Annotated in this window: 29 protein-coding genes; 17 read left to right on the top strand and 12 right to left on the bottom strand. The window is 71.3% G+C overall.

All coding sequences use genetic code 11. The features are described 5' to 3' along the window. Positions 1–39 precede the first annotated feature (39 nt). From ACZBH1_RS11360 to ACZBH1_RS11340, 5 genes are read left to right on the top strand one after another with little or no spacing between them, the layout of a single operon-like run. Positions 40–513, top strand: coding sequence for a hypothetical protein (locus tag ACZBH1_RS11360; RefSeq protein ID WP_378884479.1), 474 nt, complete (start codon positions 40–42; stop codon positions 511–513). A 35-nt stretch (positions 514–548) separates the two neighbouring features. Then, positions 549–1,256, top strand: coding sequence for a ferric reductase-like transmembrane domain-containing protein (locus tag ACZBH1_RS11355; protein ID WP_463646424.1), 708 nt, complete (start codon positions 549–551; stop codon positions 1,254–1,256). Positions 1,257–1,279: 23 nt separating this feature from the next. Further along, positions 1,280–1,969: a ferric reductase-like transmembrane domain-containing protein gene (locus ACZBH1_RS11350; protein ID WP_463646423.1), complete on the top strand. Its 690-nt coding sequence runs from the start codon at positions 1,280–1,282 to the stop codon at positions 1,967–1,969. Positions 1,970–1,992: 23 nt separating this feature from the next. Then, positions 1,993–2,577 carry an FMN-binding protein gene (locus ACZBH1_RS11345; protein ID WP_378884484.1) on the top strand — a complete coding sequence of 195 codons (585 nt, stop codon included), beginning with the start codon at positions 1,993–1,995 and terminating at the stop codon, positions 2,575–2,577. After that, entirely contained in the window at positions 2,574–3,290 is a 717-nt protein-coding gene (locus ACZBH1_RS11340) for an FAD:protein FMN transferase (protein WP_463646422.1), read from the top strand. The genes ACZBH1_RS11345 and ACZBH1_RS11340 overlap by 4 nt, the downstream gene beginning before the upstream one ends. A gap of 76 nt (positions 3,291–3,366) precedes the next feature. Here the strand turns inward: ACZBH1_RS11340 and ACZBH1_RS11335 are convergent, their stop codons facing one another. Further along, positions 3,367–3,711 (bottom strand): DUF2200 domain-containing protein, encoded by a 345-nt coding sequence (locus tag ACZBH1_RS11335; protein WP_378884490.1) that lies wholly within the window; start codon positions 3,709–3,711, stop codon positions 3,367–3,369. A 350-nt stretch (positions 3,712–4,061) separates the two neighbouring features. On the opposite strand from ACZBH1_RS11335, the gene ACZBH1_RS11330 reads away from it, so the two are divergent. Both ACZBH1_RS11330 and ACZBH1_RS11325 read left to right on the top strand, forming a co-directional pair. Beyond that, positions 4,062–4,862 carry a glycosyltransferase family 2 protein gene (locus ACZBH1_RS11330; protein WP_336394940.1) on the top strand — a complete coding sequence of 267 codons (801 nt, stop codon included), beginning with the start codon at positions 4,062–4,064 and terminating at the stop codon, positions 4,860–4,862. A 63-nt stretch (positions 4,863–4,925) separates the two neighbouring features. Next, positions 4,926–5,882, top strand: coding sequence for a hypothetical protein (locus ACZBH1_RS11325; protein ID WP_463646421.1), 957 nt, complete (start codon positions 4,926–4,928; stop codon positions 5,880–5,882). Positions 5,883–5,895: 13 nt separating this feature from the next. On the opposite strand, the gene ACZBH1_RS11320 is transcribed toward ACZBH1_RS11325, so the two are convergent. Beyond that, complete coding sequence (locus ACZBH1_RS11320; RefSeq protein ID WP_463646420.1) at positions 5,896–7,557, bottom strand: alpha-amylase family protein; 1,662 nt, start codon at positions 7,555–7,557, stop codon at positions 5,896–5,898. Beyond that, positions 7,554–8,519, bottom strand: coding sequence for a TIGR03885 family FMN-dependent LLM class oxidoreductase (locus ACZBH1_RS11315; protein ID WP_336394937.1), 966 nt, complete (start codon positions 8,517–8,519; stop codon positions 7,554–7,556). The genes ACZBH1_RS11320 and ACZBH1_RS11315 overlap by 4 nt, the downstream gene beginning before the upstream one ends. 213 nt (positions 8,520–8,732) lie before the next feature. Between ACZBH1_RS11315 and ACZBH1_RS11310 the strand changes: the two genes are divergently transcribed. The 4 genes from ACZBH1_RS11310 to msrA all read left to right on the top strand — a co-directional run bounded on the left by ACZBH1_RS11310 (position 8,733) and on the right by msrA (position 11,243). Then, complete coding sequence (locus ACZBH1_RS11310) at positions 8,733–9,539, top strand: endonuclease/exonuclease/phosphatase family protein (protein ID WP_463646419.1); 807 nt, start codon at positions 8,733–8,735, stop codon at positions 9,537–9,539. Then, positions 9,536–10,114: a DUF2238 domain-containing protein gene (locus tag ACZBH1_RS11305; RefSeq protein WP_463646418.1), complete on the top strand. Its 579-nt coding sequence runs from the start codon at positions 9,536–9,538 to the stop codon at positions 10,112–10,114. The genes ACZBH1_RS11310 and ACZBH1_RS11305 overlap by 4 nt, the downstream gene beginning before the upstream one ends. Before the next feature lie 110 nt (positions 10,115–10,224). After that, on the top strand, positions 10,225–10,692 hold the full coding sequence (msrB, locus tag ACZBH1_RS11300; protein ID WP_463646417.1) for a peptide-methionine (R)-S-oxide reductase MsrB: 468 nt from the start codon (positions 10,225–10,227) through the stop codon (positions 10,690–10,692). Then, positions 10,689–11,243: a peptide-methionine (S)-S-oxide reductase MsrA gene (gene msrA, locus ACZBH1_RS11295; RefSeq protein WP_336394933.1), complete on the top strand. Its 555-nt coding sequence runs from the start codon at positions 10,689–10,691 to the stop codon at positions 11,241–11,243. The genes msrB and msrA overlap by 4 nt, the downstream gene beginning before the upstream one ends. 58 nt (positions 11,244–11,301) lie before the next feature. On the opposite strand, the gene ACZBH1_RS11290 is transcribed toward msrA, so the two are convergent. Continuing rightward, a complete protein-coding gene (locus ACZBH1_RS11290; RefSeq protein ID WP_336394932.1) occupies positions 11,302–11,964 on the bottom strand; it encodes a hypothetical protein in 663 nt (220 codons plus the stop codon). 223 nt (positions 11,965–12,187) lie between these two features. Between ACZBH1_RS11290 and ACZBH1_RS11285 the strand changes: the two genes are divergently transcribed. Then, positions 12,188–12,643: an SRPBCC family protein gene (locus ACZBH1_RS11285; RefSeq protein WP_336394931.1), complete on the top strand. Its 456-nt coding sequence runs from the start codon at positions 12,188–12,190 to the stop codon at positions 12,641–12,643. Between the two features lie 61 nt (positions 12,644–12,704). On the opposite strand, the gene ACZBH1_RS11280 is transcribed toward ACZBH1_RS11285, so the two are convergent. From ACZBH1_RS11280 to ACZBH1_RS11270, 3 genes are all read right to left on the bottom strand, one after another. Then, positions 12,705–13,331, bottom strand: a complete 627-nt coding sequence (locus ACZBH1_RS11280; protein WP_463646416.1) for a GyrI-like domain-containing protein — start codon at positions 13,329–13,331, stop codon at positions 12,705–12,707. Beyond that, entirely contained in the window at positions 13,328–14,419 is a 1,092-nt protein-coding gene (gene gnd / locus ACZBH1_RS11275) for a phosphogluconate dehydrogenase (NAD(+)-dependent, decarboxylating) (protein ID WP_336394929.1), read from the bottom strand. The genes ACZBH1_RS11280 and gnd overlap by 4 nt, the downstream gene beginning before the upstream one ends. Positions 14,420–14,486: 67 nt before the next feature. Further along, complete coding sequence (locus ACZBH1_RS11270; RefSeq protein ID WP_336394928.1) at positions 14,487–15,392, bottom strand: SDR family oxidoreductase; 906 nt, start codon at positions 15,390–15,392, stop codon at positions 14,487–14,489. 93 nt (positions 15,393–15,485) lie between these two features. Between ACZBH1_RS11270 and ACZBH1_RS11265 the strand changes: the two genes are divergently transcribed. Then, positions 15,486–16,139 carry an LON peptidase substrate-binding domain-containing protein gene (locus ACZBH1_RS11265; protein ID WP_336394927.1) on the top strand — a complete coding sequence of 218 codons (654 nt, stop codon included), beginning with the start codon at positions 15,486–15,488 and terminating at the stop codon, positions 16,137–16,139. Here ACZBH1_RS11265 and ACZBH1_RS11260 read toward each other — a convergent pair whose 3' ends face one another. The 5 genes from ACZBH1_RS11260 to ACZBH1_RS11240 form a co-directional block, all read right to left on the bottom strand. Continuing rightward, the gene (locus tag ACZBH1_RS11260) at positions 16,140–16,775 is read right to left on the bottom strand and encodes a DUF1345 domain-containing protein (protein WP_378884651.1); all 636 of its coding nucleotides are present in this window, start codon (positions 16,773–16,775) and stop codon (positions 16,140–16,142) included. Positions 16,776–16,834: 59 nt separating this feature from the next. Further along, positions 16,835–18,535, bottom strand: coding sequence for an ABC1 kinase family protein (locus tag ACZBH1_RS11255; protein ID WP_463646415.1), 1,701 nt, complete (start codon positions 18,533–18,535; stop codon positions 16,835–16,837). 103 nt (positions 18,536–18,638) lie between these two features. Further along, entirely contained in the window at positions 18,639–19,202 is a 564-nt protein-coding gene (locus ACZBH1_RS11250) for a PadR family transcriptional regulator (RefSeq protein WP_336394925.1), read from the bottom strand. 103 nt (positions 19,203–19,305) lie between these two features. Then, on the bottom strand, positions 19,306–19,800 hold the full coding sequence (locus ACZBH1_RS11245) for a DUF427 domain-containing protein (RefSeq protein WP_378884520.1): 495 nt from the start codon (positions 19,798–19,800) through the stop codon (positions 19,306–19,308). Next, positions 19,797–21,215: a dihydrolipoyl dehydrogenase family protein gene (locus ACZBH1_RS11240; RefSeq protein ID WP_336394923.1), complete on the bottom strand. Its 1,419-nt coding sequence runs from the start codon at positions 21,213–21,215 to the stop codon at positions 19,797–19,799. The genes ACZBH1_RS11245 and ACZBH1_RS11240 overlap by 4 nt, the downstream gene beginning before the upstream one ends. Positions 21,216–21,376: 161 nt before the next feature. On the opposite strand from ACZBH1_RS11240, the gene ACZBH1_RS11235 reads away from it, so the two are divergent. The 4 genes from ACZBH1_RS11235 to ACZBH1_RS11220 are packed head-to-tail and all read left to right on the top strand — an operon-like array spanning position 21,377 to position 24,544. Next, positions 21,377–22,201 carry an ABC transporter ATP-binding protein gene (locus tag ACZBH1_RS11235; RefSeq protein ID WP_336394922.1) on the top strand — a complete coding sequence of 275 codons (825 nt, stop codon included), beginning with the start codon at positions 21,377–21,379 and terminating at the stop codon, positions 22,199–22,201. Then, positions 22,198–22,881, top strand: a complete 684-nt coding sequence (locus ACZBH1_RS11230) for an ABC transporter permease (protein WP_336394921.1) — start codon at positions 22,198–22,200, stop codon at positions 22,879–22,881. The genes ACZBH1_RS11235 and ACZBH1_RS11230 overlap by 4 nt, the downstream gene beginning before the upstream one ends. After that, positions 22,878–23,603: an ABC transporter permease gene (locus ACZBH1_RS11225; RefSeq protein ID WP_463646414.1), complete on the top strand. Its 726-nt coding sequence runs from the start codon at positions 22,878–22,880 to the stop codon at positions 23,601–23,603. Before ACZBH1_RS11230 ends, ACZBH1_RS11225 begins: the two co-directional genes overlap by 4 nt. Positions 23,604–23,629: 26 nt before the next feature. Beyond that, positions 23,630–24,544: an ABC transporter substrate-binding protein gene (locus ACZBH1_RS11220; protein ID WP_378884530.1), complete on the top strand. Its 915-nt coding sequence runs from the start codon at positions 23,630–23,632 to the stop codon at positions 24,542–24,544. The last annotated feature ends 63 nt before the right edge of the window (positions 24,545–24,607 follow it).

Genomic DNA, 24,607 nt, shown 5'->3' with positions numbered 1-24,607 from the left:
CTTTGCGCATTCTTTGAACCGCGGCGGGACAGTGGCTCCATGTCCGATCACACCGAACCGACCGCCGGCACCGCACCGACGGCCGAGCCGTCCCCCACCGCAGCCATCCCCGCTCACCCGCCGCAGCCCTCGCCTCAGGCACCGGTGCCGACCGGAGCGGCGTCGACGGGAGCGGCGCCGACCGAACCCGCGTCGACGACAGCACCCGCGAAGCCCCCGCTCCTCCGCCGGCTGTGGGTGCGGATCGCTGGAGCGGCCGGAGCAGCCCTGCTCCTGCTGGGCATCGGATTCGGCACCGGCTGGGCGGCGAGCAGCGCCGCCTCCGTCGCGGGGGTGCCTACTGGCTGGAACCAGGGCGACCACGACTTCCCCGGCGATGGGCCGGCGGGGCGCGGCGGGCCGGACGGCCGGTGGCAGGACGGCGGCCCCGGAGGGGCGCCGGGCCAGGGTGACGACCTCGACGACGACACCGACGACGGCGCCGACACCGATGCCGACGGCGACGGGTCCTGACCCCGTCACTCACGAGAGACACCGAGGAGAACGCCATGGCGACGATCGCTTCCCCGCCCGTCCTGGCCGGCGTGCGGCATCCGTCGTCCGCAGCGCCCGCCCGCAGGCGCGCCGCGGCCTGGAACGCCGCGGCGGTCGTCGTCATCTGGCTGACGAGCCTGTTCGTCGCCGAGCTGTGGGTGTCGGGGGGCGGCGTCGACGCCGTGCTCGCGGGCGGGCCCGAGGCCGTCAACGCCGCCGGCCGGCTTTGCGGGCTGGTCGCGGCGAACCTCCTGCTCTACCAGGTGCTGCTCATGGCCCGCGTCCCGCTCTTCGAGCGGGGGTTCGGGCGTGACGGGATCACCCGCATGCACCGGCTGGGCGGCTTCTGGTCGTTCTGGCTGATGCTCGCGCACATCGCGCTGCTCGTGGTCGGCTACGCCGCGGTGGCTCAGGTCGGTCTGCCGGCACAGCTCTGGCAGTTCGTGTGGGACTACCCCGGCGTGCTCCTCGCAACGGCCGGTACGGCGCTCATCGTGCTCGTCACCGTCACCTCCCTCCGCCGTGCGCGCCGGCGGCTTCGCTACGAGTCGTGGCATCTCCTCCACCTCTACGCCTACGTCGGCGTGGGCATCGCGATCCCCCACCAGCTGTGGTCGGGGCCGACTTCACCGCCTCGCCGTGGGCCACCGCGTACTGGTGGACCCTGTGGGCACTCGCCACCGGCGCTGTCGTGGCGTTCCGACTGGCACAGCCGGCTTTGATCTCGCGGCGCCACAACCTCCGGGTGGCCCACGTCGCCGCCGACGGCGTCGGCGGCGTGACGGTGACGATGAGCGGCCGTGGGCTCTCCCGGCTGGGTGCGCGGGGCGGGCAGTTCTTCGTGTGGCGGTTCCTCGGCGGACGCGGCTGGTCCCGGGGTCACCCCTTCTCGCTCGCCGCGGCGCCCCGCGACGACGCCCTCACGATCTCGGCCCGGGTCGTCGGCGACGGCACAGCCCGGCTCGCGGGGCTCGCACGCGGGACGCGTGTGCTCATCGAGGGCCCTTACGGCCGACTGACCGGAGACGCCCGGCGCGGCGGCAAGCTGCTCCTTCTCGGTGCCGGCGCCGGCGTGGCGCCCCTGGTGTCCCTGCTCGAGTCGGAGGACTACGCGCCCGGAGACGCGGTCCTCGTGACGCGCGACTCCGCCGCCGAGGCGGCGCTGCGGCGCCCCGCGATCGAGGGGCTCGTGCGCGACCGCGGCGTCCGCCACATTGCTCTCGACGGGCCTCGCGCCGCCTCCGGCGCACCGTGGCTCCCCGACTCGCACCGTGCGTGGGAGGGCGCCGATGTGTTCCGCTTCCTCGCCGCCGACCTGGACGAGTACGACGTGTTCGTGTGCGGCCCTCCGGCCTGGATGGATGCGGTGACCGGCGATCTGCGCGCAGCGGGCGTCACCCGCGACCGCATCCACACCGAATCGTTCTCGATCTGACCCCCGGAGTCCAAGGAGTCGCCATGAAGAAGATCGTCTACGGCATCCTCGCCACCCTCAGCGGCCTCGTGCTGCTGTTCAGCTACCGCACGTCGCACGTCGAGAACGTGACGTCGCTCGCCGCGGAGACCCCGCCCAGCTCGTCTTCGACGTCGTCGGACTCCGGGGCCGGCACAGGCGGCGGCGCGGGAGACAGCGGCTCCGGCGCCGCGTCGGACAGCGGAGCCGGCTCCGGCGCCGCGTCGGACAGCGGAGCCGGCTCCGGCTCGGCCGGCACCGCCACCGGCTCGACCGGCGCGACATCTGGATCCTCCGACGTGACATCCCTCGCGGACGGCACCTTCACCGGCGACACCGTGAACACCCGATTCGGTCCGGTGCAGGTGCAGATCACGGTCGCCGGCGGGGTGATCACGGACGTCCAGGTGCCCGAGTACCCGTCGAGCAATCCGCGCGACCGGCAGATCAACGAGCGCGCGCTGCCCGTGCTGGTCTCCGAGACCGCCGAGGCGCAGTCCGCCGACATCGACATGGTCTCGGGTGCGACGTACACCAGCGAGGGCTATCGGGAGTCCCTGCAGAGCGCGATCGATCAGGCCCGCTCATGAGGGGCCGCCGCCACGTCGAGGTCGCCCACATCATGGGGACCGCGATCAGCGTGCACGTCGTGGGCGATGTCGACGAGGACGCCTTCACCACAGCGGCATCCGCGTGCTTCGCGGAGCTCCGCGCGGCCGACGCGGTCTTCTCCCCGTATCGCGACGACTCCGACATCTCGCGGATGGCGCGCGGCGAGCTGGTGATGGCGGATGCCTCCCGCTGGGTCGCCGAGGTGGCCCAGGCGTGCGCCGAAGCGGAGGTCGAGACGTCCGGCCGATTCTCCGCGACCTGGGCGGGAGCCTTCGACCCGACGGGGTATGTCAAGGGATGGTCGGTCGAGCGCGTCGCGCGGGCCCACCTCGCGCCGCTCCTCGCGCGCCCGGGCGTCGTCGCTGCCGGGATCAACGCGGGCGGGGACATGCAGCTGCTCACGGCTCCCGACGCCGACTGGACCTGGAAGGTCGGGATCGTCGACCCGGCCGACCGCTCGCGGGTGCTCGCCGTCACGTCCGTACGCAACGGGGCGATCGCCACGTCCGGCGGCGCAGAGCGCGGCCCGCACATCATCGATCCTCGATCCGGCACGCCCGCGACCGGCGCCGCCTCGGCGACGGTGGTCTCCGACGCGCTCTCGCACGCCGATGCGTGGGCGACCGCCGCCGTGGTCGCCGGCGTCGACGACCTCACCTGGATCGCGCGCGCCGGCCGCACCAGCGGATGATCGTCGGACCGGGCGGACGGGTGCGGCGGTGGCTCGAGGGGGTGGAGGTCAGCGTCGCCGATGCGGCAACTCCGGGTCAGGCGGGCCGCAGCACCTTCTCCATCGGCTTCCCCTTCGCCAGCTCGTCCACGAGCTTGTCGAGGTAGCGGATCTGCTGCATCAGGGGATCCTCGATCCCCTCCACGCGGACACCGCAGATCACGCCGGTGATCTGCGAGGCCCGGGGGTTGAGGCGGGCGTCCGCGAAGAAGTCCTCGAACGTCGTGCCCTCGGCGAGATGCCGGCGAAGCTCCGCGTCGTCGAACCCCGTCAGCCACTGGATGACCTCGTCGACCTCCTCGCCGGTGCGGCCCTTCTTCTCCGCCTTGGCGACGTAGAGCGGGTAGACCGACGCGAAGCTCGTCGTGTAGATGCGGTGCACGCGGCCAGCGTATTCGACGGCGGCCGGCGTATTCGACGGGTGCGCCGTGCGGCCGATCGCCCGGCACAGGCAATGATGGTCCCGGTGGGTAGCCCTCCCACCGGGACCATCGCGCGATTACGGGAGACTGGACGGCGACCCGAACGCCGAAGCTCGACCGCCCCGCGCTGCTTTGCTTGCCTGCCCTGCAAGCGTACGTCGCCCGGTTTCGCCCGACTCGGCCTTGACACGCGAGGCGGCGCCCTGATAGGCGATGAGCGCCGCCGCGGCGCGCCGCCGGCCGTCACCGATCGGGCCATCCGAGGTCAAGGCCCTTCTCGCGCTCCGTGCGCCTCGGATGGAATGTCACCATGTCGAACGCTCCGCGCATCTCGGTCGTCATCCCGGTCAAGGACGACGACACCGAGCTCGCGCGGTGCCTCCAGGCGCTCGCGCGCCAGACCCGGCCGCCGGACGAGGTGGTCGTCGTGGACAACGGATCGACGGATGCCTCCGCCGGCGTCGCCCGCGTCTTCGGCGCCCGCCTGGAGCGGTGCGAGACGCCCGGCATCCCCGCGGCGAGCGCGGCCGGGTACGACGCCGCCACCGGGGATCTGATCCTGCGACTGGACGCCGACTGCGTTCCGGATGCGTCGTGGGTGGGGACGATGGCCGACGCGTTCGCCGCACGCCCGGACGTCGCCGCGTTCACCGGCGGAGCGCGCTTCATCGACGGTCCGCCGGGCCTGCGCGGTCCGCTCGCCGTCCTCTACCTGGGCTCCTATGCCGCCGTCATGACCATCACGCTCGGTCATCCCCCGCTGTTCGGATCGAACCTCGGCATGCGGCGAGACGCGTGGCGCAGCATCCGTTCCCGCGTTCACCGTGACGACGCGGAGCTGCACGACGACATGGACCTGTCGTTCCACCTCGGTGAGCGCGGACGCATCCGCCTCTTGCCGAGGGCCCGCATGGGCATGTCGATGCGGCCGTTCACGAGCGTCCGCGACTTCGCGCGCCGTGTCGAGCGCGGCCTGCGGACCGTCATGGTGCATCTCCCCCGCGACTTCCCGCCGGTGCGATGGTCCCGCCGCACGCTGCGCGCTGTGCGCGCGAGGTGCCGCGGGAACCGCCGCGCCGCAGCCCTCGTCGCCTCCCGGCGGTGGCGCTAGGCTGACGCGCACGGCGCATGCGGTCCTCTGCCGACCGCGTCGACGCCAGGAGGGAGCCGACCGATGAGCGAGGTCGCAGCGACGACGCAGGAGGCACCGCCGCCGGAGCCCGCTCCGCGACGTATTCCGCTCTGGGCATGCCCGGTCATCGGCATCGGCGCCGCGCTCGCCGGGTTGCTGCCGTGGCTCGTGAGGGGGCCCCGTCTGCCGCTGCAGGACCTGTGGGCCGTCGACACCGCGCCCGGGGACATGCCGCTGGTCCTGCTGCCGTTCAGCCAATACTCCCTCACGCTGCTGTTCGGCCTGATCGTCGTCGGGTCCGCCGCGGCCGGCATCGTCGCCCGCGCCACCGCCGAGCGGCTCCCCCGCGGCGGGTTCGCGCTGATGGCCCTGGGCCTGCTCGCCGCTCAGGCCGCCGCGATCACCCAGTCCGCTCTCGTCGTGCGCGGCGGGCTGCAGGAACGCAGCATCTCCACGCTGTACCTGGGGGCGCTGGTGGCGGTGTGCACGGTCTCGTTCCTCGTCGGGCTGGTGTCTGTCCTGCTCATCGCGCGCGCCCCGCGCGCGGGCGCGCTCCTCGGCCTCACGCTCGGGGCGATCGCCGCCGCGCCCTGGGCCGGGGGGCTGGTGCAGCCGCTGCTGACGACGGACCAGGGCACGCTCTCGTCGATCGTGTGGCTGCTGCAGTGGGTGACACCGGTGCTGACCGGGATCGCGATCGCGTGGACGGGGGTGAACACCGTCGGCAGGGTGCTGGCGGCACTGGTGAGCCTGGCCCTCATCTGGATCGCTCCGGCCGCGATGACCGGCATCGCCAGTGCGGCGGGGAGCCGCGCGCTCGCGCGGGACCCCCTCGACATGATCGACTACGGCGTCTCCGTGTTCCGCATGGCGCTGTTCATCCCGGAGCTGGCCCTGCGGCCCATCGTCGCCGCGCTCGCCGTCGCCGTCATCGGCCTGCTCGTGCGGTGGGCCGTCGCCAGGGCGCGGCGGGACCGGCGGTCCGCCGCCGTCTCCTGACGGCTGCGGCCGGCTAAGACACGCGGCCGTCCCCGGGGCGCGACACCCGCAGCCACCGGTAGCCGTATGCCGGCACCTCGAGCTCCACTCCCCCGCGATCGTCCAGCGGCAGGCGATCCGATCCCAGCAGGTCGACCAGTGCCGTGCCCTCCGGCTCGTCGGCGAGCGCGAACCGCGTGGTCGCCGGGACGCCGGCGAGGTTGTGGATCGCCACCATCCGGCCGACGTCGGCGCGCAGCGAGTGCACGAGGATCGCGTCGACCGGCTGCTCGAGCACCTCGAAGTCACCCCACCCGAGCTCGGGCGAGATGCGGTACCGCGAGATGAGGTCGCGGAAGAAGTGCAGCAGCGAGCCGCGATCCTCGATCTGATCCGCCACGTTGACGTGCTGGGGCGCATAGCCGTCCCCCGGCGGGCGCGCGACGAGTCGTGACGGGGACGCCTGCGAGAAGCCGCCGTTCTTCTCGGACGTCCACTGCATCGGCGTCCGCACCGCGGTGCGCCCCGGGATGTCGATGTTCTCGCCCATGCCGATCTCCTCGCCGTAGAAGAGCACGGGTGTTCCGGGGAGCGTGAACATGAGGCTGTACGCCATGCGGATGCGGCGCGGATCGCCGAGCATCGGGGGCAGCCTGCGGGTGATGCCCCTTCCGAACACCCGCTGCCGCTCGTCGGGCGCGAACGCCTCGAACACCTCCTCGCGCTCCTCATCGGAGAGCTTGTCGAGCGTGAGCTCGTCGTGGTTGCGGAGGAAGTTCGCCCACTGCACCTCGACGGGCAGCGACGGGCGGGACGACAGCGCCTCGACCAGCGGGGCGGGGTTCTCGCGCACGAGCGAGAGGTAGAACGCCTGCATGCCGACGAAGTCGAACTGCATCGACAGCTCGTTGGCGTCGGCGCCGCCGAAGTAGTCCACCTGCTGGTCGTACGGCAGGTTGACCTCGCCGAGCAGGATGGCCTCGCTGGACCGGCGCTGCAGGAATCGCCGGAAGTCGCGCAGCAGCTCGTGGGGGTCGGGGATCTGCGCGCCCGGAGGCATCTCGAGGAAGAACGGCACCGCGTCGACGCGGAATCCCGCCACGCCCAGCTGCAGCCAGTACCCGATCACGCGGGCGAGCTCGTCGCGCACCGCGGGGTTCGCGATGTTGAGGTCGGGCTGGTGCTCGTAGAAGCTGTGCTGGTACCACTGCCCGGACGCCTCGTCCTTCGTCCAGATGCCGTCCGCCTCACCGGGGAAGACCGCGTTCTTCTGCCCTTTCGGAGGCGCGTCGTCCCGCCAGATGTAGTAGTCGCGGTAGGGCGAGTTCACGCTCCGCTTGGCGCTGACGAACCACGGATGCCGATCGGAGGTGTGGTTGACGACGAGGTCGACGATCACACGCATTCCGCGATCGTTCGCGGTGCGGATCATCTCGACGAACTCGCCGTGGTCGCCGAGCCGCGGATCCACGCCGTAGAAGTCGGAGACGTCGTACCCGTCGTCACGATCCGGCGACGGATAGAACGGCATGAGCCACAGGCACGTGACCCCCAGCTGAGCGAGGTAGTCGATGCGCTGCGCGAGGCCTCGCATGTCACCCACCCCGTCGCCGTTGCCGTCGAGGAAGGTCTCCACGTCGAGGCAGTAGATGACCGCGTTCTTCCACCAGAGGTCGCTGGTATCGGTGATCTTCATCGCGCCTCCTTCAGGCGGGGCAGGATGCCGGACTCCGCGGCACCCAGGAAATAGGACTGGTCACGGCCGACGTGGTGGATGTATACGCGGTCGAACCCGATCTTCACCAGCGCCTCGATCCGCTCGGCGAGGGAGACGGGGTCGGGATCGACGAGGACCGCCTGGCGCAGCTTCGCCTCGTCGACCTCGCCGACCGCCGCGTCGAAGTCCTCGGGCTGCTCGAGATCCCACGCCAGCGGCGGTGAGACGAGACCATTGCGCCACTGGTCCTTCGCGATCGCGTACGCCTCGGCGTCCGTCTCGGCGATGCTCACGTGCACCTGCAGCACGCACGGGCCGGCCCCGCCGTTCGAGCGGTAGGCGTCGACGACCCGCTCCAGCGCGTCCGGCGCCTGCACGACAGTGGCCAGGCCCTCGGCCCACGACGCCGCCCACGCCGCCGTCTCGGCGCTGACGGCCGTCGCCATGAGGGGCGGCGGCTCGACCGGCCGGCTCCAGAGGCGGGCACGGTGGACCGTGACCAGCCCGTCGTGCGTCACCTCCTCGCCGGTGAGCAGCCGTCGGATCACGTCGACGCTCTCGCCCAGGCGCCGGGTGCGCACATCCTTGGGAGGCCAGGGGTCGCCGGTGACGTGCTCGTTCATCGCCTCGCCGCTGCCGAGCGCGGCCCAGAAACGCCCGGGGAACATCTCCTCGAGCGTCGCGAACGCCTGCGCGACGATGACGGGGTGGTATCGCTGACCGGGGGCGTTGACCATGCCGATGGAGAAGTCCGTCCGCGCGAGGGCGGCGCCCAGCCAGCTCAAGGCGAAGCCCGACTCGCCCTGCCGGGGGTTCCAGGGAGCGAGGTGGTCGGAGCACATGGCGCCGTCGAACCCGGCCGCCTCGGCCTGCTGCACAGCGGTGAGCAGGTCGCTGGGCAGGATCTGCTCATGGGACGCGTGGAAGCCTACGAAGACCATCCAGCGAGTCTGCCGCGCGGGCCGTCCATCCGGGAAGCCCTTGAGATCCGGCGCGGTGTCGGTTACACCCGCGCCCGACCGTCCGCGCGGCGGGAGTCAGCGGCAGGCCGCAAGCCCTTGCGTCCGCAGGCAGGGATCTGCGTACCGTGAGCAATGCACACCCGACCGACGACGCCCGCAGATGAGCGCAGATCCGGGCCGCTCATCGGACCCGTGGCCGCGCCGGAGCTCCACGTGATGACCTTCAACGTCCGGCGCCGCATGAACGGACTCGCGTGGCGTCGCGCCGACCGGTGGCGTCACCGCGAGGCCGCCGTCAGGGCTCTCCTGCGGATGGAGCACCCGACCATCGTGGGCGCGCAGGAGGTGCTGCCGGATCAGGCCGAGGCGATGCGGGACGCGCTCGGCGCGCGCTACCGCTTCATCGGACGCGGTCACGGCCCGCGCGGCACCGGCGAGGGCTGCCCGCTCTTCTTCGACGCCGAACGTCTCGACCTCGTCGAATGGGAGCAGACCGCGCTGTCGGAGCACTCCCGCGAGCCGGGCTCGCGCTCGTGGGGCAACCTCATCCCCCGCATCGCGGTGACGGCGCGCTTTCGCGACCGGGGAACCGGGCTCGTCTTCACCGCCGTCAACACCCACCTCGATCCGTTCTCGCCCCGCTCCCGCATCCGCTCGGTCGAGGCCCTGCTGGCGATGGCCGATCCGGGCCCGGCGATCCTGACCGGGGACCTGAACGCCGGCGAGGGGTCGCGCACCCTCCGGGCGCTGCTCGGCGGGGGTTCGCTGCGCGACGCCTGGACCGCCGCCGACGAGCGAGTGACGGCATCCGTCGGCACCTTCGCCGGCTACCGCACGCCGCGACCGGACAGGGCGCGGATCGACTGGATCGTCGTGACGCCGGATGTCGCCGTGGCGCGGGTGGCGATCAACGCCTTCCGCCACGAGGACGTGTGGCCGTCCGACCACCTCCCCGTGCAGGCCGTCGTGACGGTGCGACCAGAGCGGACACGGCCGTGATCCGGCGCTTCCTCAGGCCGCCGAGCGGCGCCGGCGAGTGGATCGCCGACGCGATCCGGGTGCTGGGGCCGCTCAGCGTCGTCGCCGGGTTCGTCTGGTGGGCGCCCACCGACGCCGGGGTGCTCGCCCTCGCCCTCTTCGGGCTCGTCCTCCCCCGCTTCGTGGGAGTGAGACCGGGATTCGACATCGCCTTCTGCGTCACGGTGCTCGTGGCGGCCTGGAGCAACGTCTTCCTGCTGTACCAGACGGTGCTCGGCTGGGACCTCGTCGTGCACTTCGCCTTCACCGGCATGGTGGCCGCCATGGCGTACCTCCTGCTCTCACGACTCGGGCTCGTCCCGCCGCCGCTGGCGCCGGACACGCGGCCTGCGACGCCGATCCTGCTCGTGACGAGCCTCGGGATGGCCCTCAGCGCCGTGTGGGAGATGCTCGAGTGGATCGGCTGGCGGTTCATCTCGGAGGAGATCTACGTCGCCTACGAGGACTCGATCGGCGACATGGCCGCCGGGGGCCTCGGGGGCGTTCTTGCCGGTCTCCTCGTCGCCCGCGTCAGGCTGCTGGAGGAACAGGACTGACCTCCGACAGGAACTCAGAGCGCGTTCCCAGGTTCACGGGACCAAAACCGGCGCGGCATCCGTTCTCCCTCAATGACGCCGCAGCCAGCGGCGTCGCATCAGGAGGAATCGTGAGCAACGAGTACCGCAGGACCCCCGAGGCACTGAGCCGCCTCACCGACGCCCAGTACCGCGTGACGCAGGAGGACGGCACCGAGCCGGCTTTCCGCAACGAGTACTGGAACAACCACGAGCCCGGCATCTACGTGGATGTCGTCTCCGGCCAGCCGCTCTTCTCATCGACCGACAAGTACGACAGCGGAACCGGATGGCCGAGCTTCACCAAGCCGATCGAGCCCGACGCCGTCGCCACCAAGACCGACTGGAAGCTGCTGATTCCGCGCACCGAGGCGCGGTCATCGGGCGCCGACAGCCACCTCGGGCACGTCTTCCGCGACGGCCCCCGGCGGGCCGGCGGCCTGAGATACTGCATGAACTCGGCCGCATTGCGCTTCGTGCCCGCCTCGTCGCTCGAGGACGAGGGCTACGGGGCCTACCGACACCTCTTCACCATCGAGAACCAGGAGCACGCATCATGACCAGCGGTCCCTTCGACACCGGCGAGATCACCCGCACCCCCGGCACCGAGACGGCAGTCCTCGCGGGCGGGTGCTTCTGGGGCATGGAGGACCTGATCCGCCGCCAGCCCGGCGTCCTCGATACGCGGGTGGGCTACACCGGCGGCGAGAACGCGCACGCCACCTACCGCAAGCACCCCGGTCACGCCGAGGCGGTCGAGATCGTCTTCGATCCGACGAAGACCACGTACCGCGACATCCTCGCGTTCTTCTTCCAGATCCACGACCCGTCGACGCTGAACCGTCAGGGCAACGACATCGGCTCCAGCTACCGGTCGGCGATCTTCCCGCTCTCTCCCGAGCAGGAGCAGGTCGCGCGCGAGACCATCGCCGACGTGGACGCGTCCGGGCTCTGGCCGGGCAAGGCCGTCACGACGATCGAGCCCGCGGGCCCGTTCTGGGAGGCCGAGCCCGAGCACCAGGACTACCTGATCCGCATCCCCAACGGGTACACGTGCCACTTCCCGCGCGCGGGCTGGGTGCTGCCCAAGCGCGCCGACGCCACCGCGTAGGCGAAGAGCACGAACGGATGCCGCGACCCGGCCGGGTCGCGGCATCCGTTCTGTGCGCTCAGTGCGTGGAAGCCCAGGACTGCAACTGCGTGAGCGTGATGCCTGACTTGGAGTCCTTCACGCTCAGCCGCAGAGCCTTGGCGATCTGGCCCGCCGAGCAGCCGCCGGCGTCGACCACCGTGAGGTTGGCCGAGCGACCGGTGCCGTCGACGAATGCGCCCGTGGACTTCGCGTAGTAGCGGCCCGCGACGGGCTTGCTGATCGCATCGGGCAGGACGGTCGCCGCACAGGCGTCCGCCGAATCCGCGACGCCGTCCCGGTCCGAATCCGCCACGATGGGCGTCGTCGTGCCTGAAGAGGTCGAGCAGTCGAAGGTCCACGTGATGCTGGACGGGCGCGTGCCCGCCGCTTCGAGGGACCAGCCGAGGTTGTACGTCCCGTCGGCGGGAGCCTTGAACGCGAGACCGGTGGTGGCCGGCGCCGAGTACATCGTGATGCTGAAGCCGCGGGCGACGCTCAGCATGATCTTGTCGCCCGTCGCGGCGGGGGACATCTTCGCCGTGATCGTCTCGCCCGACCGCAGCGTCACACCGGTGTAGCTCACCGTCGACTGGGTCAGCGCGAGTCCTTCGAACGTTCCGCACGAGTACGCCGCGGTGGCCGTCTGAACGCCGCCCGATGGAGCGGCCGACGCCGGCGACACCGCCAGCCCGATCGCCATGGCCAGTCCTACTAGAGCTCCGCTCAGAGCGAGCCTCGATCGCCGTGCACGCATGCGTTCTCCCCTCGGATATACGAGTCGACGCCCGCGCCGGGCGGCGGGCAGTCGAAGTCAAGAAGTATCAGACGGCGACTGAATATGCCATGTGTACGGCTCAATACGTGCTTCCGCGGTCCTCGTCAAGAGGGTGCGAGGGGGCGGGGCCGACGCGCAGGCTGGGGGCATGAGTCAGATCATCGAGACCATCGACGTGGACGTGCCCGTCACCATGGCGTACAACCAGTGGACCCAGTTCGAGACCTTCCCGAAGTTCATGGACGAGGTCGAGTCGATCACTCAGATCGACGACACCCACAACCACTGGAAGGTCAAGGTCGGCCCGGTCGAGCGCGAGTTCGACGCCGAGATCACCGAGCAGCACCCCGACGAGCGGGTGGCATGGCGCAGCATCGACGGCGAGACCGTGCACGCCGGCGTCGTCACGTTCCACAAGCTCACCGACACCAGCACCCGGGTCACCGTGCAGATCGACTGGGAGCCGACGGGCGTCGTCGAGAAGGTCGGGGCCGTCGTGGGCGCCGACAACTTCGCCGTGAAGCGGGACCTCGAGAACTTCAAGAAGTTCATCGAGAAGGCCCCGCAGGAGACCGGAGCCTGGCGCGGCGACGTGCCGCGCTGACACGGGCTCAGCAGACCCGCGGATGCCGCGCCCCGGCTGGGGCGCGGCATCCGCTGCGTCGTCAGTCCCGGGCGGCCGGCTCCACCGGCTGTCGCAGGATCGTGCGCAGCCGCTCGGGCGCCGACCGGCGCGGGTCGGTGAGGTAGATCTCGTGGTGACGCCCGGTCATGCGCAGCCCGTGCGCCGGGATGAACCGCTCGTGCATGTCGGCCAGGACCGGTGCCTCGTCGTCGTACGAGCCGACGTGCAGCGTCTGGACGCAGGTGCCCTCCGCGAGATCTCCGAGCCGGAGGGAGCCGAGGGCGGCGGAATCGCCCTTCTCGGCGGCCGCCCGGCGGGCGCGCTCCGCATGGACCTCCTCGATCCATTCCGGCACGAGGATCATCATCGTCCAGCTCCAGCGGGATTTGTCGCGCGACGTGGTGAAGGTCGCCATGTCGTCGGACCACCACAATCCCTCGAGCGGCATGACGACGTAGTCCCGGCCCAGCTCGGTCTTGCTGAGGAACTTCAGGCGGTATGCCGTGCCGAAGAGCGCCGCGACCGCATCCGTGTACTGCCCGGACGCGTTGGGGTCGCCGTGGCCGTCCACCATCAGGTAGCGGAGCGGCGGCACCTCGACGACCTCGAACGCACCCCGGGGCGCCGTGTAGGAGGGGATGGTCCGCTTCAGGTCGACCTTCGTCACCCGGCGTCCTCGGCGGTGCGCGACTGACCGCCGGCGGAGGACTCGGACTTGCGCCCGCCGGCCTCCAGGACATCGCCCGCCGGGAGCTCCTGGTGTCCGCCGAACTGCAGGCGCATCGCCGAGAGGACCTGATTGGCGAAGCGGTCCTCGTCGCGCGAGGCGAAACGCTCGAACAGCGAGGCCGCGAGCACCGGCGCCGGCACCCCGGTGTCGACGGCCGCCTTGACGGTCCAGCGCCCCTCGCCGGAGTCCGAGACGCGCCCCGCAAGCCCGTCGAGCGTGGGGTTGCCGTGCAGGGCAGCGGCCGTGAGATCCAGCAGCCAGGAGGAGATCACCGAGCCCCGGCGCCACAGCTCCGCGACCTTCGGGGTGTCGATGGTGAACTGGTAGAACTCCGGCTCCTCCAGGGGAGCGACCTCGGCGGAGTGCTCCGCCTCGCGCACACCCGCATCGGCATGCTCGAGGATGTTCAGTCCCTCGGCCAGCGCCGCCATCACGCCGTACTCGATGCCGTTGTGGACCATCTTCACGAAGTGCCCGGCACCGGACGGACCGCAGTGCAGGTACCCGAGCTCCTCCGGTGCGAAGTCGCCGTCGCGGCCCGGCGTGCGAGCAGCCTCCCCGCTGCCCGGTGCGATGGTCCTGAGGATCGGCTCGATGCGCCGGAACGCCTCGTCGGGGCCGCCGACCATGAGGCAGTAGCCGCGCTCCAGCCCGAACACGCCTCCGCTGGTGCCGATGTCGACGTAGTGGATGCCGGTGTGCTGGAGCGCGACCGCGCGCCGCACGTCGTCGCGGTAGTTCGAGTTGCCGCCGTCGATGATGATGTCGCCGGGGTCGAGCAGCGCTGCGACCTCGTCCACCACCGTGCCCGTGAGGCCCGCCGGGATCATGAGCCACACCGCGCGCGGCGCCTCGAGCTTCGACACGAGCTCGGCCAGGCTCGTCGAGCCCTCGGCCCCCTCGCCGGCCAGCGTCGCGACAGCGTCGGGGCTGACGTCGTACACCACGCAGTCGTGCCCGTCGCGCATCAGGCGCCGGACGATGTTCCCGCCCATCCGGCCGAGTCCCACCATTCCCAGCTGCATCCCCGCTCCTCCACTCGTCGGTCGGGCGCCTCGCGGACGGAGGCCCGTGGTCGAAGTCTAGGCAGGCTCAGGGCGTCGGGGACCCGCCGGTCACGGCGAGGGTCTCGCCGGCGACGTAGCTGGACTCCGCCGACGCGAGGAAGACGTAGGCCGGCGCGAGCTCGGCCGGCTGACCGGCACGTCCCAGCGGCGTCTGCTCGCCGAAGCTCTCGATCTTCTCCTGCGGCTGGCCGTCGGTCACCTGCAGCGGAGTCCAGATCGGCCCAGGAGCCACCGCGTTCACCCTGATGCCCTTCGGCGCCAGCTGCTGCGCGAGCGCCTTGGTGAAGGCGTTGATCGTCGCCTTCGTCGAGGCGTAGTCCACGAGGATCTCCGACGGCTGATACGCCTGGATCGACGTGGTGTTGATGATCGCGGATCCCGGCTTCAGATGCGGCAGCGCCGCTTTGGTGATCCAGAACATGGCGTACACGTTGGTCTTGAAGGTGTCGTCGAACTGCTCGTCGTCGAGGGTCGTCAGATCCTCGTTGAAGATCTGCTTGCCGCCGTTGTTGACCAGGATGTCCAGGCCTCCGAGCCCCTCGACCGCTCGCTCTACGAGGTCCCGGCAGTAGGCCGGATCGCGCAGGTCGCCGGGGATGGTGAGCGCCGTCACGCCGGCATCCTGGAGGATCCCCGCGACGCGCTGCGCGTCCCGCTCCTCCTCCGGCAGGTACGACATCGCGACATCCGCGCCCTCGCGCGCGAAGGCGATCGCGGTAGCCGCGCCGATCCCGGAATCCGCACCCGTGATGAGGGCCTTGCGACCGGCGAGCCGGCCGGTGCCCCGATACGTCTCCTCGCCCAGATCGGCCTTCGGCTGCAGCTCGGCGTCGAGACCCGGCTCGGGCTGACGCTGCTTCTTCGGATCGAAGTCCGCGTACAGCTCGGCGGGGTTGGTGAACGTGTACTGGTCGCGCTGTTCGCCTGTCATGAGGCCACGCTAGGCACGCCGCGCGCCGGCGTGACGGGGGTTGCGCCGGGACGGAACGGCCGTTAGTGGCCGGCCGCGTGCTTGACTTGAGCCATGCGCGAGGTGGCGATGTTCCCGCTGGGGAGTGTGCTGTTCCCCCACACGCCGCTCCTCGTGCGCATCTTCGAGCCCCGCTACCTGACCATGCTGGGCAGGCTGCTCGACGAGGAGGACCCGCGCTTCGGCGTCGTGCTCATCGAGCGAGGACGCGAGGTCGGGGGCGGCGACATCCGCACCGGCGTCGGCACGTTCGCCCGCCTCATTCGCGTGGACGCGGCGAGCGAGGCGATGTACGCCGTCGCGGTGGGGGGCGACCGGTTCGAGGTGGCGGAGTGGCTGGACGACGACCCCCACCCGAGAGCACGCGTCGACGCTGTGCCCGAACTGGAGTGGGACGATGCCCTCACGGCGTTGCGCGGCGAGGCCGAGGCCATCGTGCGGCGCGTCGTCGCCCGCGCGTCCGGCGCGGAGTCCGGGGGCCTGGAGATCGTGCGGTGGGATGCCGACACCCCGCTGTCGGACGATCCGGTCGAGGCCGCGTGGCAGCTGGCCGCACTGGCCCCGCTCGGCGAGCTCGACCGCTACTCGCTGCTGCAGTCGACCACGATGGGCGGGCTCCTTCGCATGATCATCGACCTGACGCTCGACATCGAGCCCGTCATCACCGCCGGCCCGGCGGACGGCGGCGGCTACTCGCCGGCGGGCTGATCAGCCGCTGATGATCGTGCTGAAGGCGAGCACGATGATCAGCGCGTTGAGGAAGAAGCTCGTGACGGTGTGCCACACGACGGTCCACCGCATGCGCGTCGTCATCACCTGCACGTCGGAGACAGAGAAGTTCGTGGCGTTGGTGAACGAGAAGTAGACGAAGTCGGCGATCCGGGGCGCGTCCGTGCCGGGGAAGACCAGGGGGGCGACGTCGGCGACCCGGAAACGCCGGTGGTAGATGCGGGCGAACCCCCAGTGGTACAGCGCCCAGGACAGCAGCATGGCCGAGATCGCGACCGGCTCGACCCACCCGGCCCAGTCGGGGTCGTCGCGGAGGATGAGGATCTCGATGGCGGCGACGATCCCGACGATGCTCGCCAGGAATGTGGCGGTCACGCTGACGACGGCGACCGCGGGGTGCAGGTCGAGCCGCCCCAGCCACGCGGGTGCCGCGACTTCGGACCGGCGCACGCTGATCGCCACCGCGATGACCGACGCCAGCCAGTACAGGCCCCCGATGACGCACCACAGCGCCAGCGCGTCCAACGTGCTGTCGGGATCCTCCACGAGGATGATCGCGAGGCCGATCCCGATGAGGCCCAGCTGCACGAGCAGGTCCGCGACCCGCAGCATCATCACGCCGAGCACTGGTCACCCCCGCAGTCAGGTCCTCCGTGACACCGTAGCGGGTGGCTTCAGTCGCCCGGGCCCTGGCGCCCGGCGAAGCCCGCGAACAGCGTGTGCAGGAGCGGGATCACCGACCCGACCATGAGCACGGTGCCCACGAACAGATCCTCCGCGCGCAGCACCGCGCCGCTGATCAGGAGCGCGGCGAAGAGCACCGCGGACACGGCGCGGCGCCCCATGCGCTCCAGCCGGCGAAGGCGCTGCTCGAGCTTCGGGGCGTCGGCGACGAGCCGGCCGTCCTCGGCGCGCGTGATCATGTCGTCGAGCCGGCGCGGAAGGCGGGCGACCACGGCCGCGGTGGAGGCGGCCTCGCGGGCGAACGCCTGCACCACGTTGCCCCGCTCGTCGCGCAGGAGGCGGTCGGCGTAGGGCTCGACGGCGTCCCAGACGTTGAATTCGGGGTCGAGCGAGCTGCACATGCCGCTGGTCAGCGAGACGGCGCGGATGATGAGCAGGAAGTTCTCCGGCAGCTGGAAGGGCAGCGAGCGCACCACGTCGCCGAACTCCGTGGCGAAGGCACGGAACTCCCGCGGGTCGACCTTCTGCAGCTCCGCGAAGCCCATCCCGCCGAACCGGGCGAACAGCGCCGTCATCGCCCGCTCCAGCTCGTTCGTGTCGGCGGACGGCAGCAGCACGCCGACCGCGCGGATGCTCTCGATCATCTTGGCGCTGTTGCGCGACGCCACGGCGATGACGAGCTGCTGCAGCCCGTGGCGCAGCCCGTCGGGCACCTCGCCCATCATGCCGAAGTCGATGAACGTCAGCTTCCATGCCTTCCCGCCCTCGCCGGCGCCGCGCTCGACGGGCGTGACGAAGATGTTCCCCGGATGGGGATCGGCGTGGAAGAAGCCGTTCGAGAACAGCTGATCGAACATGACGTCGGCGAACTCGATGGCGACGTGGCCGGGGTCGATGCCGGCCGCGCGGAGCCCGTCGACGTCGTTGATCTTGATCGCGGTGACGTCCTCCAGGGTGAGGACCCGCCGCGTCGTGCGCTCCCACGCCACGTCCGGCACGCCGACGCGGGGGTCGCCGGCGAAGTCGGCGGCGAACCGCTCGGCGTTCTGCGCCTCGTGGAGGTAGTCGATCTCCTGCCGGCTGGTGTAGGCGAACTCCTCCAGCAGCGCCGGCAGGTCGACGTGGTCGCGGACCACTTTCACCCGGCTCAGCCACGCCGCCACGCGCCGCAGGGCGGCGAGGTCGACGTCGACGATCGCCTCGATCCCCGGGCGCTGCACCTTGATCACGACGTCCGCGAACCCCGTCTCGGCCGCGTCGGCCTGGGTGAGCCGCGCACGATGCGCCTGGCCGAGGGATGCCGCGGCCACGGGGGTCTCGTCGACCCATTCGAACGCGCGCCCGAGCGGGACGCCCAGCTCCGCCTCGGCGAGTGTGCGGATCGCCGGGAACGCGACCGGCGGCACCTCGTCCTGGAGCCCCTCGAGCTCCTTCGTGATCTCGGGCGGCAGCACGTCGAGCCGCGACGACAGGAACTGGCCGACCTTGATCATGAGCCCGCCGTACTGCACGGCGAGCACATGGAACCGGCGAGCGATCGTCTGCAGCCGTCGGGCGCGCCCGCGGGCGGCGAGGGCGCCGAACCCCAGGCGCGGCAGGAAGAGCTCGTACCACCACGCCTGGACCATGTAGCGTCCGGCGAACCGGAGGATCCTGCGGTAGCGGGCGCGCGTGTTCCCGACGTCGGCCATCGAATCTCCTAGATCGCGGTGCCTGCGATCCCGATCGTCCGGGATCGCACGCCCCGTCGAACCCGCGGGCTCGGGCCGGCGTCTACCGGCACGCGGCCGGCGATCAGTCCTGAGCCAGGATCGAGTAGAGCTTACGCCGCGCCTCGTCGAGCACTTCGACAGCCTGCGCGACCTGCTGCGGCGTGCCGCTGCGACCGACCTGGGCGGCGGCCTGTGCGAGCTTGGCACCCGACTTGGGCAGCGCCGAGGTGCGACCGGTGTCGCGTGAGCTGAACGATTCCCACGGCGCGGACTTGTCCTCGGCCGACGCCGTGGCCTCGGCCCGGCCCGCCTCGGTGAGCGAGTACGTCTTCTTGCCGTTGGACTCCTCCGCCGCGACCAGTCCCTCGTCGGCGAGCAGCTGGAGAGTCGGGTAGACGGAGCCGGGGCTCGGCTTCCACGCACCGTCGCTGCGCGCCTCGATCTCCTGGATGATCTGGTATCCGTGCATGGGCTTCTCCGCCAGCACCGCCAGCACCGCCGCACGGACGTCGCCCTTGGCGACGCGCGGCGAGAATCCCTTCTCGAAGGCCTCGCGCAACTGATCCATCGCGTCCCACAGGCTGTTGGGCAGGCCACTGCCCTGACCTCCTGGACGCGAACCGAAACCGGGGAATGAACCACTCATGGCTGTCTCCTAACGAGCGTCTGCCGATACCCCGACGATACATACCGATATATCGGTGCGGAAGGGCACCGGCCTGGGTGTTCCCTGTGTCACCGCTGAGAGGTCACCACCCCATGGAGCCCGGAACGCCCTTGAACGGGCCGGCGATGTCGGGGGTGATCCACCCGCCGTAGAAGCGGCCCGGCTGTGGTGTCACCTCGACCCCGTCGATCGTGCAGCGGTCCATGTCACAGGCGTAGACCGCCACCCGATCGGCCAGCTGCTCGTAGCCGGCCGCGGGCCGCGGATACGTCCACGCCGCCCGTGGCCGGACCTCGCCGCCGCCGCGCACGTCGAAGTAGCGCGCGCCGCCCTTGAACTCGCAGAACGAGGAGCCCTCCCCGTGCGTGAGTGCGCCGTCGGCGAACGCCGCGATCGGCAGGTAGTAGACGGGCGGGTGGCTCGTCTCCAGCACCCGCACGACATCGTCGGTGTCGAGGATCTCCCGGCCGCCCAGCTCGATGCGCACCCGCCGCGCGACCCGCTCGACGCGCGGCGGTCGGGGGTAGTCCCACACCGACTCCTGGCCGGGGCCGACGGGATCGGGCTCGGGTCTCATGGGCGACCGCATTCCTCGAGCCAGCGCAGCCACACCTCGCTGATCGTCGGGTACGACGGCACCGCGTGCCACAGGCGGTCGATCGGCACCTCGCCGACCACGGCGATCGTCGCGGCGTGGAGCATCTCGCCGACGTCCTGCCCCACGAATGTCGCCCCGACGACGACGCGGCGATCCTCGTCGACGATGACGCGGGCGCGCCCGCGATAGTCGTCGGCGTGCTCACTCGCGCCGGCGAGCCATGAGAGGTCGTAGTCGATCACGCGGATGCGCAGGCCCGCGGATCGAGCCGACTCCTCGGTGTGCCCGACCGCGGCCACCTCCGGATCGGTGAAGACGACCTGCGGCACCGCCGAGTGATCGGCGGTCGCCACGTGCGCTCCCCAGGGGCCGTCGTCGACCTCGCCCTGCGTCGCGCGGGCTGCGATGACGTCGCCCGCGGCGCGGGCCTGATACTTGCCCTGATGCGTGAGCAGGGCGCGATGGTTGACGTCGCCCACGCCGTAGAGCCAGTCCACGCCGCGCACGCGCAGCGTGTCGTCGACATCCAGCCAGTCGCCCGGCGCCAGCCCGACCGCCCCGAGCCCCAGGTCCTCCGTGCGGGGCCGCCGCCCGGTGGCGACCAGGACCTCGGCGGCGCGCACCTCGGACCCGTCGGAGAGCGTGAGCACGACACCGTCGGCGTCGCGGCCGGCACGTTCGACCTCGACGCCGGTGCGGACGTCGGCGCCGGCATCCGTCAGCGCCTTCGCCACCGCCTCACCGGCGAACGGCTCGACCCCACGCAGCAGACCGGAGCGCGCGATGACCGTCACCTCCGCGCCGAGTGACGTGTAGAGCGTCGCCATCTCGCTTCCGACGACGCCGCCGCCGAGGATCGCGAGGGACGCCGGGACGTCCCGCACGCCGGTCGCGTCCCGGCTCGTCCAGGGCTGCGCCTCGCGCAGGCCGGGGATGTCGGGCACCAGCGCCGCCGAGCCGGTGCACACGGCCACGGCATGGCGGGCCCGCAGGACGGTCTCGGCGCCGTCCGCAGCAGCCACGGTGACCTCCCGCTCGCCGCTCAGGCGTCCGTGGCCGCGGACCAGGTCGATGCCCGCCCCGTGCAGCCACTCCACCTGTGAGCTGTCGTCCCAGTCGTGGACCAGCACGTCGCGCCGGCGCAGCGTCGCCGCCACGTCGACCGTGCCGGTGACCGCCTGCGCGGCGCCGCCGACGGCCCGGGCGGCACGCAGGGCGGCGCCAGGCCGCAGCAGCGCCTTGGAGGGGATGCAGGCCCAGAAGGAGCACTCGCCTCCGACGAGCTCGCTTTCGACCACGACGACCGACAGGCCGCCCTGTCTCGCGCGGTCGGCCACGTTCTCGCCGACGGGCCCCGCGCCGATCACGATCAGGTCGTACTCCCGAGCAGTCATGCGCCCAACGTAGCGGCGCCCCCCGACGGCGGGCGAGACCCGCCCTCGCGATGAGTGTGGCCGGGCCGCAGCACAGACGATGCGCGCAGGTCAAGATCCGGCATCAACGGGCCCGATGTCGCCGACGTGTGGTTTTCTGGGTTCTCCGCCGAAAGGACAGCATGGCGATCGAATTCCGCGCGGTTTCCAAGCGCTTCGCGGACGGCACCCTCGCCGTCGATGACTTCAGCCTGCTTCTCCCCGCGCACAAGACGACGGTCCTCGTCGGCTCGTCGGGGAGCGGCAAGACGACGCTGCTGCGCATGATCAACCGCCTGGTCGAGCCCTCGGACGGCGTCATCACCATCGACGACGAACCGATCTCGCAGCGCGACCCGGTCGCACTCCGGCGCGGGATCGGGTACGTGCTGCAGAGCGCGGGCCTGCTCCCCCATTTCTCGGTCGTCGACAACATCGCCACGGTGCCGGTGCTCACGGGCGTGCCGCGGGCGCAGGCGCGGCGGCGCGCTCTCGAGCTCATGGACGTCGTGGGCCTGGAGCGAGGACTCGCCAAGCGGTACCCGAGTCAGCTCTCCGGCGGGCAGCAGCAGCGCGTCGGCGTGGCGCGGGCGCTCGCCGTCGATCCCGACATCCTCCTCATGGACGAGCCCTTCGGGGCCGTCGACCCCATCGTGCGACGCGAGCTGCAGGCCGAGATCATCAGGCTCCAGCGGGAGCTGCACAAGACGATCGTGTTCGTCACGCACGACATCGACGAGGCGTTCCTCCTCGGCGATCAGGTGGTGATCCTCGAGAACGGCGCCCGCGTCGCCCAGATCGGCAGCCCGAGCGAGATCATCGAGAACCCCGCGAGCGACTTCGTCGCCGATTTCATCGGCGCCGAGCGCGGCACTCGCGCGCTGCGGGCGAAGCAGACGCCGCAGGGCACGGTGCTCGTCGATGCCGCGGGGCGCACGCAGGGCGTGCTGGTGGAGGACTCGCCGTGAGCTGGGTGCTCGACAACCTGGACCTCATCGGCGCGCTCACGGTCGACCACCTGCGGCAGAGCGCCATCGCGATCATCATGGGATTCGCCGTCGCCATCCCGATCGGGTGGCTCGCGTTCCAGTACACGCGGCTGCGGGGCCCGGTGCTCACGGTCGTCGGGCTGCTGTACACGATCCCGTCCCTCGCGCTGTTCCCGCTGCTGCAGCTGCTGGGCATCCCGTTCCTGTCCGAACTGAACCTGATCGTGGCGCTGGCGATCTACGCCGTCGCGATCATGACCCGATCGGTCACCGAGGGCCTGGCCTCGGTCGATCCCGCCACGCGCAGCGCGGCCGTCGCCGTCGGCTACGGCACCTGGCGACGCTTCTGGACGGTCGACTTCCCGCTGGCCGGCCCGGTCATCCTCGCCGGGCTGCGCGTCGCCGCGGTGTCGACGATCTCGCTGGCCACCGTCGGTGCCCTGGTGGGCGTGCAGAACCTCGGCTATCTCTTCACGAACGGGTCGCAGCGGCGGATCGTGGCCGAGGTCTTCGCCGGAGTGGTGGCCGTCGTGGTGGTGGCGCTGGTGATCGATCTGCTCCTGGTCCTCCTCGGCCGCGCGCTGATGCCCTGGGTGCGCAGGACCTCGCCGACGCGCGCCTCGCAGCGGCGGGCGGTGTCGACGGCGGTGGCGACGTGAACCTCCTCGCCGAGGCCCTCGCCTGGATCTTCTCGCCCGACCGCCTCACCGGCTCGCTTCCGCTGCCGACCGCGATCGCGCAGCACCTGGCGTTCACGTTCGGCTCCGTGGCCATCGCCGCGGTGATCGCCATCCCCGTCGGCTGGGCGGTCGGCCACACCGGGAGAGGACGCGACGTGGTCGTCTTCCTCAGCGGCGCCGCGCGGGCCCTCCCCGCGCTCGGCCTGGTGGTCCTGCTCGTGCTGCTGGTAGGGGTCTCGCAGAAGACCGACGCCGCCGTCGCCGCCTTCGTGCTCCTCGCGATCCCCTCGATCCTCGCCGGTGCGTACGCCGGCGTCGAGGCGATCGACCGCTCCGTGATCGATGCCGGGCGCGCGATGGGAATGACCGAGTGGCAGATCCTGTTCCGGATCGAGATGCCCCTCGGACTCGCACTCCTGATCGGCGGACTGCGGTCCGCCACTCTCCAGGTGGTCGCCACGGTGACCATCGCGGCCTATGTCGGCCTCGGCGGCCTCGGGTTCTATCTGATCCAGGGGCTGGCTCTGCGCCGGTTCGACCAGATCCTCGGCGCCTCCATCGTCATCGTCGCGCTCGCGCTCGCCCTGGACGGCCTCTTCGCCCTTCTCGCCCGCTTCGCTGTGCCTCGCACCGACGGTCCCCGCTCGCGCCGCGAGGCCGCGGCGCAGGCGCTCGCCCCCGTCCCCCAGCTGTCCCGCTGACCCCTCACCACATCGGAGGTTCCCCCATGTCCACAGCACGCACCCGCCTCGCCCTGGCGCTCGCTGCGACAGCCGTCACCGCGCTCACCCTCGCCGGGTGCGCCTCCAGCGACCCGCTCGAGAGCGACGGCGGAGACACCGGCGACGCCGGCGACTCGTCGACCATCGTCATCGGGTCGCAGGCGTACTACTCCAACGAGATCATCGCCGAGATCTACGCCCAGGCCCTCGAGGCCGAAGGCTTCACCGTCGAGCGCGACTTCAACATCGGCCAGCGCGACGCCTATATGCCGGCCATCGAGGACGGCTCGATCGACCTGTTCCCCGAGTACACCGGAAACCTCCTGCAGTACTTCGAGCCGGACACCACCGCCACCACGCCCGACGACGTGTACGCGGCGCTGCAGGACGCCCTCCCCGACGGGCTGACCGTCCTCGAGCAGTCCTCGGCGACCGATCAGGACTCGTACAACGTCACAGCCGCGTTCGCCGAGGAGAACGGGGTCGCCTCCATCGCCGACCTCGCCGGCATCGACGGGCTCGTGCTCGGCGGCGCGCCCGAGCTCGAGGAGCGCCCCTACGGCCCGAAGGGCCTCGAAGAGGTGTACGGCGTGACCGTGTCGTTCCAGGCCACCGCCGACACCACGGTCGAGGAGCTCGTCGCGGGCAACATCCAGGTCGCCAACGTCTACAGCGCCGACCCGCGCATCGAGACCGAGGATCTGGTGACGCTGGAGGACCCGGAGGGTCTGTTCCTCGCGTCCAACGTCGTCCCGCTGGTGAACGCCGACGTCGCCGAGGAGATCGCCGACGTCATCAACGCCGTGAGCGCCGCGCTGACCCCCGAGGGCCTGGTGGCGATGAACGTGCAGTCCACCGAGGAGCAGCTCTCCGCCGAGGACATCGCCGCCGCGTGGCTCGCCGACAACGGACTGGCCTGACGCTCCCGGCATGACACGTCACGCCCCGCCCGGCCGCCTTCCGGCCGGGCGGGGCGTCGCGCG

The organism is Microbacterium sp. ZXT2-5, from assembly GCF_055329545.1.
This window is presented reverse-complemented; position numbering and strand designations above follow the sequence as displayed.

What these genes read in the sequence shown, in the direction of transcription:
- ACZBH1_RS11260 (WP_378884651.1), bottom strand. Translation starts at nt 16,775, where the DNA reads ATGATGCTGCGGGTCGCGGACCTGCTCGTGCAGCTGGGCCTCATCGGG.
- ACZBH1_RS11255 (WP_463646415.1), bottom strand. Translation starts at nt 18,535, where the DNA reads ATGGCCGACGTCGGGAACACGCGCGCCCGCTACCGCAGGATCCTCCGG.
- ACZBH1_RS11285 (WP_336394931.1), top strand. Translation starts at nt 12,188, where the DNA reads ATGAGTCAGATCATCGAGACCATCGACGTGGACGTGCCCGTCACCATG.
- ACZBH1_RS11355 (WP_463646424.1), top strand. Translation starts at nt 549, where the DNA reads ATGGCGACGATCGCTTCCCCGCCCGTCCTGGCCGGCGTGCGGCATCCG.
- ACZBH1_RS11290 (WP_336394932.1), bottom strand. Translation starts at nt 11,964, where the DNA reads ATGGCGATCGGGCTGGCGGTGTCGCCGGCGTCGGCCGCTCCATCGGGC.
- gnd (WP_336394929.1), bottom strand. Translation starts at nt 14,419, where the DNA reads ATGCAGCTGGGAATGGTGGGACTCGGCCGGATGGGCGGGAACATCGTC.
- msrA (WP_336394933.1), top strand. Translation starts at nt 10,689, where the DNA reads ATGACCAGCGGTCCCTTCGACACCGGCGAGATCACCCGCACCCCCGGC.
- ACZBH1_RS11330 (WP_336394940.1), top strand. Translation starts at nt 4,062, where the DNA reads ATGTCGAACGCTCCGCGCATCTCGGTCGTCATCCCGGTCAAGGACGAC.
- ACZBH1_RS11340 (WP_463646422.1), top strand. Translation starts at nt 2,574, where the DNA reads ATGAGGGGCCGCCGCCACGTCGAGGTCGCCCACATCATGGGGACCGCG.
- ACZBH1_RS11270 (WP_336394928.1), bottom strand. Translation starts at nt 15,392, where the DNA reads ATGACAGGCGAACAGCGCGACCAGTACACGTTCACCAACCCCGCCGAG.
- ACZBH1_RS11265 (WP_336394927.1), top strand. Translation starts at nt 15,486, where the DNA reads ATGCGCGAGGTGGCGATGTTCCCGCTGGGGAGTGTGCTGTTCCCCCAC.
- ACZBH1_RS11315 (WP_336394937.1), bottom strand. Translation starts at nt 8,519, where the DNA reads ATGGTCTTCGTAGGCTTCCACGCGTCCCATGAGCAGATCCTGCCCAGC.
- ACZBH1_RS11360 (WP_378884479.1), top strand. Translation starts at nt 40, where the DNA reads ATGTCCGATCACACCGAACCGACCGCCGGCACCGCACCGACGGCCGAG.
- ACZBH1_RS11325 (WP_463646421.1), top strand. Translation starts at nt 4,926, where the DNA reads ATGAGCGAGGTCGCAGCGACGACGCAGGAGGCACCGCCGCCGGAGCCC.
- ACZBH1_RS11235 (WP_336394922.1), top strand. Translation starts at nt 21,377, where the DNA reads ATGGCGATCGAATTCCGCGCGGTTTCCAAGCGCTTCGCGGACGGCACC.
- ACZBH1_RS11240 (WP_336394923.1), bottom strand. Translation starts at nt 21,215, where the DNA reads ATGACTGCTCGGGAGTACGACCTGATCGTGATCGGCGCGGGGCCCGTC.
- ACZBH1_RS11220 (WP_378884530.1), top strand. Translation starts at nt 23,630, where the DNA reads ATGTCCACAGCACGCACCCGCCTCGCCCTGGCGCTCGCTGCGACAGCC.
- ACZBH1_RS11250 (WP_336394925.1), bottom strand. Translation starts at nt 19,202, where the DNA reads ATGAGTGGTTCATTCCCCGGTTTCGGTTCGCGTCCAGGAGGTCAGGGC.
- ACZBH1_RS11245 (WP_378884520.1), bottom strand. Translation starts at nt 19,800, where the DNA reads ATGAGACCCGAGCCCGATCCCGTCGGCCCCGGCCAGGAGTCGGTGTGG.
- ACZBH1_RS11345 (WP_378884484.1), top strand. Translation starts at nt 1,993, where the DNA reads ATGAAGAAGATCGTCTACGGCATCCTCGCCACCCTCAGCGGCCTCGTG.
- ACZBH1_RS11320 (WP_463646420.1), bottom strand. Translation starts at nt 7,557, where the DNA reads ATGAAGATCACCGATACCAGCGACCTCTGGTGGAAGAACGCGGTCATC.